Below are 12,548 nucleotides of genomic sequence, written 5' to 3' on the forward strand. Positions count from 1 at the left end.
GTCCGGCATTCACCATTCCTCACAACCGAACATAGCCTGCCCACCACGATGTCGGCACCCGCTACTCGCCCGTACCTCCGTTCAGTGCCTTTTACCCTCTCACCACCTGCAACGATGCAAGTTTGCTAACAGTTCCAGTTTATTTCGAAGGCAGCCGGAGAGGCTGAGACAACCGCCGCGCGCGGCGCCCCCGGGCCCGTTCCTCCCCGTGTCCCGGCGGGCTCGATCGAACGCGCCGCGGCACCCGGCGTGACGCGCGGAAAGGCATACGGGGAGGCACCGAGGGGACCGGGTACGGCACGAACGGCCCGCGCCGCTTCGGCCAGGGTCGCGCCCGTCGTCATCAGGTCGTCCACCAGCACCACCCGGCCGCCCGCGAGGAGCCGCCCGCCACCGGGCACCACCTCCAGCGCACCCGCCAGGTTCACCTGCCGCTGCCGTGCTCCGAGCCCCGCCTGATCGGCCACCGGACGCCGCTGCCGCAGCAGAGAGAGCACCCGGGCCGGTACCCCGGTGCGCCGCAGCTCCCCGGCAGCCGCCAGCGCGATCCGGCGCACCGGATCATGGCCGCGCGCCCCGGTGGACCGCCGAGCCGACGGCACGGGCACGAGCAGCAGGGGTCCCCCGTCCCCCGGCGGGCCCTCCCCGGCCCTCACAGCGCCCGCCAAGGCCCGTCCGAGCGCTCCGGCAAGCCCTAGTGCACCTCGCTCCTTGTGGGCCAGCAGCACCGCACGCACCGCGTTCTCGTACGGGGCGGCGGCCCGCACCACCGGCAGCCCGGCGGGCTCGGGCGAAGGACGCACCCGGCGCGGCAGCGCGCCCTCCAGCGCCGCCGCACACGGCCGGCACAGCTCCGTACGGGGCAGGCCGCAGCCGGCGCAGGCCACCGGCAGGACCAGGCCGGTGATCTCCCGCCACCATTCCCGCATGGGTCAACTGTGCCGGGCTCGCGGACCCCGGACCAGGCCTGTGGAAAACCCGGCCGCCCGGGTGCCTGCCCGCGTGCCGGCCGCCCGGGTCACCGGTCAGCCGGGGTAGACGAGCGAGGTGCCGCCCTTGAGCACCGTCTGCCAGTTGTCGCCGGGCGAGAGCTTCACGATTCCGTCGTCCACGGTCTCGGCCATCAGGGGAAGCAGCTCGTCGTCCGCCGCGGCGACCGCCTGCACCTGGTTCACCCCGGGCAGCACACCGGAGGACGAGGTGGAGCCGTCCGCCTGCACATAACGCACCTGCTGGACGCCGTCCTCCTCCTTGCCGACCACCACGAGGCGGCTGCGGCCCGACCAGGAGATCGCCGTCACGTCCGTGAGCTGCGGTGCGGCCTGCCGCAGATCCTCGACCGAGACCGTCTGCGCGTCCTCGGGCCCGCTCCGCTCGACGCGGCCGATCTTCAGCGTCGTATGCCCGTCCTTCGACAGCAGAAGGGCGATCCGCACGCCGTCGGCCGACAGCCGCAGCTCCTCGATCCGCCCGCCGTCCAGGTTCGGGACGGACACCTCCTGCGACTTGCCCTCGCCCTTCGCCAGCCGCAGCAGCCTGCGGTTCGCGGGGTCGCGGTCGGCGACCCACAGATCGCCCCGGCCGTCCCAGCTCGGCGGCGACAGCCGGTCGGCGGCCTTCTTCGCCTTGCTGGTCACCACGGGGAGCGCCAGTTCACCCTCGGCGACCGTGGAGGACACATACAGACTCTGCTGGTTCCCCGAGACCGCGGCGGCGCTCTGCTCGTCACGGGCCACACCGACGGCGCTCATCGCCACCGCTCCGGTGCCGAGCGGCCCGGTCACCGGCTCCGGGTCGCCGCTGCCCTTGGAGTTCCCGGGGATCCGCAGCACCCGGCCCTTGTCGTCGACGAAGTACTGGCTGTCGGGCGCACCGGACCCGTTGTCGGAGGCGAACTCCTCCGCCTCGTCGGAGTTCAGCGCGCACAGCCGGCCCCGGCCGCCCTCCAGCTCCACCCGTTCGACCCGCGCGGATGTGAGATCGCGCAGGGTGAAGAGGACCTGTGCGGCCATCATGCGGCAGGTGGCCGGGGCGGCCTTGTCGGCCTTCTTGTTGAGCGGCACCCTCAGGACGTTCTGGTCGTCGGGCGCCAGGGAGGTGACCCTCTTCTGCAGCGCCGTACCGGCGGGGAAACGGGAATCGGCCACCGGGCGCAGCCAGTCCGTCGGTCCCTCCAGCAGGGTCCGGACCGTCTGGGTCGCCGTGTCCATCCGGGTGACGGGATCGGTCCGGTTCCGTACGTACACGGGGTCGGCGACCAGCGTGGACTGCCCGTCCGTGAGACCGGTGGCGAAGTAGTACTTGTTGACGGAGCGGTAGAGCCGCTTGAAGTCGGACTGCCCGAGCACCAGGCCGTCCGGAACGATGTCGATGCGCCACTCGCGCTTGCCGTCCGCCCCGTTCTCCCGGACGAGGTGCAGGGTCCGGGAGTAGTCGGTGGGCGCGAGCGGCCGGTAGGAGCTCTGTTCGTCGACCGACGCCACCTTCTCGCCGGTCAGCGTGTAGGAGGTCTCCGCGCTCTTGCGTTCCTTGTCGTGGAGCGAGGGCCCGCTCCGGTTGGGGGCCTTCGCGAGCACCGTGGTGCCCTCGCTCGGCCTCCAGGCACGGCCCGCCTCCTTGGTGAGGTACTGCCGGGTCGTCCGGAAGTCCGGGTCGTCGCTGGTCATCGACTCCAGGAACCCGTCGACCACCTCGCTCGGCTCCGCGCCCTCCCTCGGCGGCACCGCGTACACCTGCACCTGGGAATCGCCCGCCTGCGAGGCGTCGACGGCCTTCACATCCCCGGTGACCGGCATCGATCCGCAGCCGGCCAGCACCACGATGCCGCAGCCGAGCAGCGCGGACATGCGCACCGCCCGTCCATGGCCGCCCAGACGACGGTCAGTGCCCACGTGTCGTGTCCTCCTGGTCGGGTTCCCGCGCTTCGGTATCGGCGCCGCCGCCCGGACGCTCCCCGGCCGGGCGGGCCACGACGCGCGCGCCACTGCCGGGCAGCGCCGCCGGATGGACGGAGGCCGGGGCCGGGCGCGGAGCCACGGGGGCCCGCGCCGGCACGGGCAGCGGCGGGCGCTCGGTCGAACCGGGCTGGTTCGGTACGGACACCAGCCGGTGTCCGCCGCCGGTCAGCGGCGGCGTACCGGTGCGCTCGCGGCTCTCCCGGTTGCGCCGCGAGTCCTCCGGCTCCAGTGGTATCGGGGAACCGCGCAGCGGCTCGTCCGCGGTGCGCGGCAGCGTCAGCCGGAACTGCGAGCCGCCGCCCGGCTCGCCCCAGGCCTGCAGCCAGCCGCCGTGCAGCCGGGCGTCCTCGACGGCGATCGACAGCCCCAGACCCGTACCGCCGGTCGTCCGGGCCCGCGCCGGGTCGGCGCGCCAGAACCGGTTGAAGACCCGGGTCGCCTCGCCGGGCTTGAGCCCCACTCCGTAGTCCCGGACCGCCACGGCGACGGCGCCCTGTGCCGCGCCCATCCGCACGACGACGTCCCGGCCCTCACCGTGCTCGACGGCGTTGACCACGAGATTGCGCAGTACACGCTCGACGCGCCGGGCGTCGGCCTCCGCGATCACCGGCTGCTCGTCGCCGACGACCCTGATCCGGGTGCCCTTGCGCTCGGCCAGTGGTTCGGCGCCGCCGATGACCCGCCGTACGACCGACCGCAGATCTATCGGCTCGGCCTCCAGGGCCGCCGCGCCCGCGTCGAACCTGCTGATCTCCAGCAGGTCGGAGAGCAGTGACTCGAAGCGGTCGAGCTGGTCCCCGAGCAGTTCGGCGGAGCGTGCGGTGACGGGGTCGAAGTCCGCACGCGCCTCATGGATGACATCGGCGGCCATGCGCACGGTCGTCAGCGGGGTCCGCAGCTCGTGCGAGACGTCCGAGACGAACCGCCGCTGCATCCGGGAGAGCTCCTCCAGCTGCTGGATCTTCAGCTGGAGGTTCTGCGCCATCTTGTTGAAGGCCTCACCGAGCCGGGCGATGTCGTCCTCGCCGGTGACCTTCATCCGTTCCTGGAGCCGGCCCGCGGAGAGCCGCTCGACGATGCCTGCGGCCATCCGTACCGGCGTGACGACCTGCCGCACCACGAACCAGGCGATGGCGCCGAGCAGCACGACCACGAACAGTCCCGCGGTCGCCAGGGTCGTCTTGACCAGCGTCAGCGACTTCTCCTCCTGCGCCAGCGGGAAGAGGTAGTACAGCTCGTACGGATGGTGGTCGACGTCGTAGAGCCGCTTGCCGACGACGAGTCCGGGCTGCGACTCCTCGCCGTAGTAGCGGATCAGGGAGTACGTCTGGAACGCGCCCGGCCCCTCGCCCACGGCCTTGCGCAGGCTGTCCGGCACGCTGGACGCCTCGACGCTGCCCGAGCCGCGTGGCGCACGGCTGGTCACGCCCTCGGTCGCGGAGTCCGCGCTGAGGGCCACCACGTTGAAGGCGTTCTTGCCGCCGCTGGCGAGCTGGTCGACAAGCTCGGTACGCCAGGAGGTGTTGGCGGTCATGCCGTCGGTGGCGTCGTCGCCCTGCCCGCCGGGGGTCAGGGGAGCGTTCGCCTTCTCCTGGGCCGCGGCGAAACCACCGGCGGCCTGGGTCTGGGCGGCCTTGGCCTTGGCGTCGAGCAGCCCGTTGCGCACCTGCCCGATCACGACGAAGCCGAGCAGCAGCACCACCCCGAGGGACATCAGCAGCGTGCCCGCGACGACGCGGAACTGGAGGTTGCGCCGCCACAGCCGCACGGCGGGCAGCAGCGGGCGCCGCACCCACCGCATCAGCAGCCGCGGTACGGGACTGCCGGGCGCCCGGTCCTGGAGCAACCGGCCGCCCCGCAGAAATCGGCCCGTCCGGGAGTTCTTCCCTCCCGGACCGGCAGCCCGCCCCGCACGGACTCCCGGCTCCCCGGGCTTCGGAGCAGCGCTGCCTCGGGTCATGTCAGCTCGGTCCGGCCTTGTAACCGACACCTCGGACGGTCACGACGATCTCCGGCCGCTCCGGGTCCTTCTCGACCTTGGAGCGGAGACGCTGGACATGGACATTCACCAGACGGGTGTCGGCGGCGTGACGGTAGCCCCACACCTGCTCCAGCAGGACCTCACGGGTGAAGACCTGCCACGGCTTGCGGGCGAGCGCGACCAGCAGGTCGAACTCCAGCGGAGTCAGGGCGATGGACTGCCCCTCGCGCTTCACCGAATGACCGGCCACATCGATGACCAGGTCACCGATGGTCAGCTGTTCCGGCGCGGGCTCCTCGGAACGCCTCAGACGTGCCCTGATCCGGGCAACCAACTCCTTCGGTTTGAACGGCTTGACGATGTAGTCGTCGGCCCCGGATTCCAGGCCCACCACCACATCGACGGTGTCGCTCTTGGCAGTGAGCATGACGATCGGCACACCTGACTCGGCCCTGATCAGCCTGCAGACCTCGATGCCGTCCCGTCCGGGCAGCATGAGATCCAGCAGAACCAGGTCCGGTTTGGCCTCACGAAATGCAGCAAGTGCCTTGTCGCCGTCCGCTACGAACGACGGCTCGAAACCTTCTCCACGCAGCACAATCCCGAGCATCTCGGCCAGTGCGGTGTCGTCGTCGACGACAAGGACGCGTCCCTTCATAATCGACATCATCCCATTAGCTAATCGTTACCTGCGATGACCTGGCACACAGCTCTGCCAGTCCGACCCCCGTGACCGGGGAAATTACGCCCTCCTCCGTGACGATCGCCGTGATCAGTTCCGGCGGCGTGATGTCGAATGCCGGGTTGTACGCCACGGTTCCCAGGGGTGCCACGACCGGCCCACCCCCTCCTCCGTCGACCGATGCCGCCCGGGACGATGTGACCTCCGTCACTTCCCTCCCGGAACGCTGCTCGACGATGATCGACGAGCCGTCCACCGTGTCCAGATCCACGGTCGTGGTCGGCGCCACCACGATGAACGGCACATGGTGGTACTTCGCGAGCACCGCCAGCGGATAGCTCCCCACCTTGTTGGCCACCGACCCGTCGGCGGCGATGCGGTCCGCCCCGATGAGCACGGCGTCCACCTCCCCCGCGGCGAACAGCGAACCTGCCGCGTTGTCCGTGAGCAGGCTGTACGCCATCCCGTGACGCGCCGCCTCGTACGCGGTCAGCCTGGCCCCCTGGAGCAGCGGACGCGTCTCGTCCACCCAGAGCCGCCTCAGCCGCCCCTCCCGGTGGACCCGCAGCGCCACCGCGAACGCCGTCCCCTCGCCCCCGGAGACCAGCGCCCCCGTGTTGCAGTGGGTCAGCAGCTGATGACCTCCGCCCGGCAGCAGCTCCTCCAGGAGAGCAAGACCGTACCGTGCCATACGCCCACTGGCCTCCGCGTCCTCGCGGTGCAGGGCCCGCGCCTCGGCGAGCGCCGCGGCGGCCGCCGCCTCGGGGCCGGCCCCCTTCGCGACCGCCGCCCGGTACGCCCCCGCCGTACGCCGCACCCCGTACCCGAGGTTCACAGCGGTGGGCCGCGCCCGCTCCAGCAGCTCCGCGGCCTCCGCCACGTCATGGCCCCGCGCGGCGGCCAGCGCCACTCCGTAGCCCCCGGCGATCCCCAGGAGCGGCGCTCCCCGCACCGCCAGCGTCCTGATCGCCCGCACCAGCGCGGGCACATCCGCACACACCAGCTCGACCTCCTCCGCGGGCAGCCGCGTCTGGTCGAGGAGCACCAGAACAGCACCTCCCGCAGACTCGTCCCAGCGGAGTACGGAAAGCGCGGAAGGCTCGATGCCCACCGGCGATTGCGCGTCCTGATCAGCCATCCACCCAGTCTGCCCGGTGAGCCGCCCACAAATGAAGGTACGAAGGAGATACAGCGCCTGGTCCCCACCGGAGCAACGCGTGGCACGATGGCTGCCAACCTGCCGCCCCCATGAGCGGACAGGACGGTGAAGGAGCCAGAATGAACGACTCTCCGGGCTGGGCGTCGCCCGGATCTGCCCCCTCCGACGGCCAGGAGACGGGCATCCCCCGGCCCTCCCGGCCCGTGGACGGAAACGGCCCGGCGGGACAGAAACCCCCCGCGCAGCCGTCTCCCGGGCAGTGGTCCGCACCGAGCACCCCGGGCAGCGGCCCCGGGGCGCCACCGCCCGCACCCGGCTGGGGAGGCCGCCCGCCGGGCTCCGCGTGGGGCGGGCCGCCCGCCGCGGCGAAGCCCGGTGTCATCCCGCTCCGGCCACTGAGCGTCGGCGAGATCCTCGACGGCGCCATGGCCACCATGCGCGCCCACTGGCGCACCGTGCTGGGCATCAGCCTCGCCGTCTCCGTGGTCACCCAGACCGCGGTCATCCTGATCCAGCGCTACCTCCTGCCGGAACCGCCGTCCGTCGACCCGAACGCCACCGGCGCCGAAGCCATCCGCCAGGCCACCGAGTCCGCGCAGGCCACCCTGACCGCGAGCGGACCGGCCACACTCATCACGATGATCGCCACGCTGTTCATCACCTCGGTGCTCACCGTGGTGATCAGCCGCTCCGTGCTGGGCCGGCCGGTGACACTCTCCGACGCCTGGTCGGAGGCACGCCCCCAGATCCTGCGGCTTCTCGGCCTCACCCTGCTGCTGGCCCTGATGAGCGCCGCCATCATGGCCGTGGGAATCCTTCCCGGAATACTTCTGGGCTCCGGCGCGGGAGCGGCACTCTCCCTCCTCGGCTTCGCCGCCGCCTGCGCCGTGGTCCTCTGGCTGATGGTCCGCTTCACCCTCGCCGCACCGGCCCTGATGCTGGAGCGCCAGTCCATCCCCACCGCACTGCGCCGGTCGGCGAAGCTGGTCCGGGGCGCCTGGTGGCGCACCTTCGGCATCCTGGCGCTCACCTACCTGATCGTCCTGATGCTGGCCCTGGTCATCAGCATCCCGTTCGGTGTCGTGGCACTCTCCGCCGACGGCAACGGGCTCGATGAACTCCTCAACGCCGACTCCGCCGGCTTCGGCTGGCCCTTCCTCATCGTGACGGGCATCGGCGAAGTGATCGTCTCGACGCTCACCTACCCCTTCACCGCAGGTGTGATGGCTCTCCTCTACGTGGACCAGCGCATCCGCCGGGAAGCACTCGACCTCGACCTCGCACGGGCCGCGGGCGTACCCGGCTACACCACCGACAGCCCCAGGAGCTGATGCTGTGCCGGGGGCGGGGGGCACCGCGGCAGGACGGCACGGCATCCGGGCGGACGACATACCCGTGGACGCCCCGCGCGTCCCGGCCCGTGAAGCGGCCGAGCACGAGCTGTCCAAACCGATGTACCACGAGAACGACCCCAACATGCTCCAGCGCGGCCTCGACCGCTTCTGGGACTGGGTCGGCGGTCTCTTCGACGCCGCCGCCGACAACGCGCCCGGCGGTCCCGTGGGGCTCGCCGTGCTCGTACTGCTCGTCATCGGCCTGGCCGTCGCCCTGTGGTGGCGGCTGGGCACACCGCAACGCTCCGCCCGCGCCGCCGACGGCCTCTTCGAGAGTGTCGGCACCCGCAGCGCGGACCAGCACCGCACCGCCGCCGAGACACACGCGGCGGCCCTCCGCTGGAACGAGGCCGTGCAGGAACGCATGCGGGCCGTCGTCCGGTCCCTGGAGGAGCGGGCCCTGCTCGACCCCCGCCCCGGCCGCACCGCGGACGAGGCCGCCGCCGAAGCGGGCCGCCCCCTTCCCGAGCACGCCGCCCGCCTGCGAGCCGCCGCCAGAGCGTTCGACGACGTCACATACGGCGGCCGCACGGCCGACCAGCAGACATACCTGACCCTGCGCACCCTCGATCTCGAACTCGGCGCCGCCAAGCCCCTGCTGTCCGGTACCGCCCGAGGAGCCGCCGGATGACCACGGCCACCACCACCGCATCCCCCACCTCGGCCGCCCCCACCCCGCGCCAGGTCTGGAAGCGCGCCCGAGGGCTGCTGCTCGCCGTACTCATCCTCGCCGTCGCCGGAATCACGTTCGCCGCCGTACGCTCCGGCGACCACCACGGCCGGCTCGACCCCCGCTCCGCCGACCCCTTCGGCAGCCGCGCCATCGCCGAACTCCTCAAGGACCGCGGCGTATCCGTCACCGTCGCGACCACCCTCGACGAGGCGACGACCGCGGCAGGCCCCGACACCACGCTCCTGGTGGCCCGCCCCAATCTGCTGACCCCGTGGCAACAGCACCGGCTCCGCACGGCGACCGCCACCTCCGCCGGCCGCACCGTACTGATCGCCCCGGGCCCGGCCTCCGTCGACGAACTGGCCCCCGGCGTATACGCCGAACCGCCCGGCGAGGTGACCGAACGCGCACCGGCATGCGCCTTCCCGGCCGCCCGCGACGCGGGCACGGCGGACATGGGGGGCATCCGCTACACGGCGGAAGGCCTCGATGCCCTCGCCTGTTACCCGAGCGGCGGCCGCCCCGCACTCTTTGTCCTCACGGAGCCCGGCCGCGGCGACACCGTCCTCCTCGGCTCCCCCGACTTCCTCCACAACGAGCGTCTCGCCCAACACGGCAACGCGTCGCTCGCCCTGCGACTCCTCGGTTCCCGCCCCCATGTCGTCTGGTACCTCCCCTCTCTGGCCGATCCCTCCGCGACCCGGGGCGACGGACGTGCCGACAGCGGTGACAGCTCCGGCGACGACGGCACCCACGACTCCGGGGGCGAGAGCAGCTTCCTCGGCCTGATCCCCTCCGGCTGGATCTGGGGAACCCTGCAACTCACCCTCGCGGCCGTACTCGCCGCCGTCTGGCGCGCCCGCCGACTGGGCCCCCTGGTCACCGAGCGGCTCCCGGTGGCCGTTCGCGCCTCCGAGTCCGCCGAGGGCCGCGCCCGCCTCTACCGCAAGGCCAACGCCCGCGACCGGGCATCCGCCTCACTCCGATCCGCCACCCGCACCCGCGTCGCCCCCTTCATCGGTGTGTCCTCCCACGGTGCCCACTCCCCCGACGTCCTGCTCCCCGCCCTCTCCGCACGCCTCACCGGCCCCAGCGTCGACCGCAGCACCCTGCTCTTCGGTCCGCCCCCCACCGATGACGCCGCACTCGTTCTTCTCGCCGACCAACTCGACGCCCTCGAAAGAGAGGTACGCACTTCATGAGCGCCCCGACCCCAGAGCCCATCAGGCCCACCGAGACCCCTGAGGCTCCCGCGGCACCCGCGCTCTCCGCCGACGCCCGCGCGTCCCTGGAAGCCCTGCGCTCCGAGATCGCCAAGGCCGTGGTCGGTCAGGACCCGGCGGTCACCGGACTCGTCGTCGCGCTGCTCTGCCGAGGCCATGTCCTCCTCGAAGGTGTCCCCGGTGTGGCGAAGACCCTCCTGGTGCGCGCCCTCGCCGCCTCTCTCGAACTCGACACCAAACGTGTGCAGTTCACCCCCGACCTGATGCCGAGCGACGTCACCGGCTCCCTCGTCTACGACGCCCGCACGGCAGAGTTCTCCTTCCAGCCCGGCCCGGTGTTCACGAATCTGCTGCTCGCCGACGAAATCAACCGCACCCCTCCCAAGACTCAGGCCTCCCTCCTGGAAGCCATGGAGGAACGTCAGGTCACCGTCGACGGAACCCCCCGCCCACTGCCCGACCCGTTCCTGGTCGCCGCGACCCAGAACCCCGTCGAGTACGAGGGCACGTACCCGCTCCCCGAGGCCCAACTGGACCGCTTCCTGCTCAAACTGACGGTTCCCCTGCCGTCGCGGCAGGACGAGATCAATGTCCTCACCCGTCATGCCGACGGCTTCAACCCCCGTGACCTGAAGGCGGCCGGCATACGCCCGGTCGCGGGCCCCGCCGATCTGGAAGCCGCCCGCGAAGCCGTCTCCAGAACCACGGTCTCCCCGGAGATCGCCGGCTATGTCGTCGATATCTGCCGTGCCACGCGTGAATCCCCCTCACTTGCCCTCGGCGTCTCCCCGCGAGGCGCCACCGCACTGCTCTCCACCGCTCGCGCCTGGGCCTGGCTGACCGGACGGGACTATGTCATCCCGGACGATGTGAAGGCCCTGGCTCTTCCCACGCTCCGTCATCGCATTCACCTGCGGCCCGAAGCGGAGATGGAGGGAGTCACCCCCGACTCCGTCATCACCTCGGTGCTCGCCCACGTCCCCGTACCTCGATGAGGCGATGACCATGGCCCTCACCGGACGAGCCGCGCTGCTGGCCGCACTGGGATCACTCCCTGTAGGCATCCTGGCTCCGAGCTGGACAGGAATGCTCGCGGTCAACGCCCCGCTCTCTCTAGCAATTCTGTGCGACTACGCCCTGGCAGCACCAGTGCGCACGCTTCGTTTCACCCGATCCGGTGATACATCCGTTCGACTCGGTGACACCGCAGAAGTGCGACTCACCGTGACCAATCCGTCCCGGCGCCGACTGCGGGCCCAGCTCCGGGACGCCTGGCCCCCCAGCAGCTGGCCCACCGGTACCGACCGGTCGGCGTCCCGCCACACGTTCACGGTCCCCGCGGGCGAACAACGCCGGCTCAGCACCCTGCTCCGCCCGACCCGCCGCGGCGACCGCCGGTCCGAACGCGTCACCGTCCGCTCACTCGGACCGCTGGGCCTCGCCGCCCGCCAGGGCCACCACAAGGTCCCCTGGACGGTCCGGGTGCTGCCCCCGTTCACCAGCCGCAAGCATCTGCCGTCCCGGCTCGCGCGGCTCCGCGAACTCGACGGCCGCACCAGCGTCCTCACGCGTGGGGAAGGCACGGAGTTCGACAGCCTGAGGGCCTATGTGCCGGGCGACGACACCCGCTCCATCGACTGGAGGGCCACGGCGCGTCAGTCCGCCGTCGCGGTTCGCACCTGGCGCCCCGAGCGGGACCGCCACATCCTCATCGTCCTGGACACAGGGCGAACCTCGGCAGGCCGGGTGGGCGACATCCCCAGACTCGATGCCGCGATGGACGCGACGCTGCTCCTCACCGCTCTCGCCACCCGCGCGGGCGACCGCGTGAACCTGCTCGCCCATGACCGCCGCGTCCGGGCCCGGGTCCAGGGCCGCACCGACACGGGCGACGTCCTGGCGAGAGTCGTCGACGCCCTGGCTCCCCTGGAGCCGGAGCTCGTCGAGACGGACGCCCGCGCCCTCAGTACGGCGGCCCTGGCCGCCGCTCCCCGACGCTCTCTGATCGTCATCCTGACGGGCCTGGAGGCCGCCCCCGTCGAAGAGGGCCTGCTTCCGGTGCTCCCTCAGCTCACCCAGCGCCACACGGTGCTGGTCGCCGCCGTCGCCGACCCGCAGATCGAGACGATGGCGCATGCCCGGGGCACAGTGGACGCGGTGTACGAGGCAGCCGCCGGCGCACAGGCCCAGGCCGAGCGGCGCCGCACGGCGGAACAGCTGCGACGCCACGGCGTCACCGTCGTCGATGCCACCCCCGAGAACCTCGCCCCCGCACTCGCCGACGCCTATCTGGCGCTCAAAGCAGCCGGCCGACTCTGAAGACCGTCTCCCGATCGCGACAGGAGCTTGCCCACCCAGCCAGGGTGGGCAGAACGACGTTCTGGTGGTGAACGCAGAAAAGCCCCGTACCTTGCGGTACGGGGCTTTCCCGGAAAAATTGTTCGGCGGCGTCCTACTCTCCCACAGGGTCCCCCCTGCA

The 12,548-nt window shown here is 71.8% G+C and carries 10 protein-coding genes; 5 read left to right on the top strand and 5 right to left on the bottom strand.

The window, feature by feature from the left end:
• Window positions 1-125: 125 nt before the first annotated feature.
• The 5 genes from ACIGJO_RS34410 to mtnA all read right to left on the bottom strand — a co-directional run bounded on the left by ACIGJO_RS34410 (window position 126) and on the right by mtnA (window position 6,758).
• Window positions 126-929, bottom strand: a complete 804-nt coding sequence (locus tag ACIGJO_RS34410) for a ComF family protein (protein WP_399965098.1) — start codon at window positions 927-929, stop codon at window positions 126-128.
• A 96-nt stretch (window positions 930-1,025) separates the two neighbouring features.
• Window positions 1,026-2,846 (bottom strand): LpqB family beta-propeller domain-containing protein, encoded by a 1,821-nt coding sequence (locus ACIGJO_RS34415; RefSeq protein WP_399965117.1) that lies wholly within the window; start codon window positions 2,844-2,846, stop codon window positions 1,026-1,028.
• Window positions 2,847-2,880: 34 nt separating this feature from the next.
• A complete protein-coding gene (mtrB, locus tag ACIGJO_RS34420; protein WP_399965100.1) occupies window positions 2,881-4,917 on the bottom strand; it encodes an MtrAB system histidine kinase MtrB in 2,037 nt (678 codons plus the stop codon).
• Between the two features lies 1 nt (window position 4,918).
• Complete coding sequence (gene mtrA / locus ACIGJO_RS34425; RefSeq protein WP_007448372.1) at window positions 4,919-5,608, bottom strand: two-component system response regulator MtrA; 690 nt, start codon at window positions 5,606-5,608, stop codon at window positions 4,919-4,921.
• 4 nt (window positions 5,609-5,612) lie between these two features.
• A complete protein-coding gene (gene mtnA, locus ACIGJO_RS34430) occupies window positions 5,613-6,758 on the bottom strand; it encodes an S-methyl-5-thioribose-1-phosphate isomerase (protein WP_399965102.1) in 1,146 nt (381 codons plus the stop codon).
• 140 nt (window positions 6,759-6,898) lie between these two features.
• Here mtnA and ACIGJO_RS34435 point away from each other — a divergent pair, with 140 nt between their 5' ends.
• Genes ACIGJO_RS34435 through ACIGJO_RS34455 form a run of 5 tightly spaced genes read left to right on the top strand, consistent with a single transcriptional unit; the run spans window position 6,899 to window position 12,388 of the window.
• Window positions 6,899-8,110 carry a glycerophosphoryl diester phosphodiesterase membrane domain-containing protein gene (locus tag ACIGJO_RS34435; RefSeq protein WP_399965104.1) on the top strand — a complete coding sequence of 404 codons (1,212 nt, stop codon included), beginning with the start codon at window positions 6,899-6,901 and terminating at the stop codon, window positions 8,108-8,110.
• Window positions 8,111-8,114: 4 nt separating this feature from the next.
• On the top strand, window positions 8,115-8,804 hold the full coding sequence (locus ACIGJO_RS34440; RefSeq protein WP_399965107.1) for a DUF4129 domain-containing protein: 690 nt from the start codon (window positions 8,115-8,117) through the stop codon (window positions 8,802-8,804).
• Entirely contained in the window at window positions 8,801-10,048 is a 1,248-nt protein-coding gene (locus tag ACIGJO_RS34445; RefSeq protein WP_399965109.1) for a DUF4350 domain-containing protein, read from the top strand. The genes ACIGJO_RS34440 and ACIGJO_RS34445 overlap by 4 nt, the downstream gene beginning before the upstream one ends.
• The gene (locus ACIGJO_RS34450) at window positions 10,045-11,064 is read left to right on the top strand and encodes an AAA family ATPase (protein ID WP_399965111.1); all 1,020 of its coding nucleotides are present in this window, start codon (window positions 10,045-10,047) and stop codon (window positions 11,062-11,064) included. The genes ACIGJO_RS34445 and ACIGJO_RS34450 overlap by 4 nt, the downstream gene beginning before the upstream one ends.
• Before the next feature lie 10 nt (window positions 11,065-11,074).
• A complete protein-coding gene (locus ACIGJO_RS34455) occupies window positions 11,075-12,388 on the top strand; it encodes a DUF58 domain-containing protein (protein WP_399965120.1) in 1,314 nt (437 codons plus the stop codon).
• Window positions 12,389-12,548 lie beyond the last annotated feature (160 nt).

This window comes from Streptomyces sp. NPDC079020 (assembly GCF_044542225.1).
Classification (GTDB): domain Bacteria; phylum Actinomycetota; class Actinomycetes; order Streptomycetales; family Streptomycetaceae; genus Streptomyces.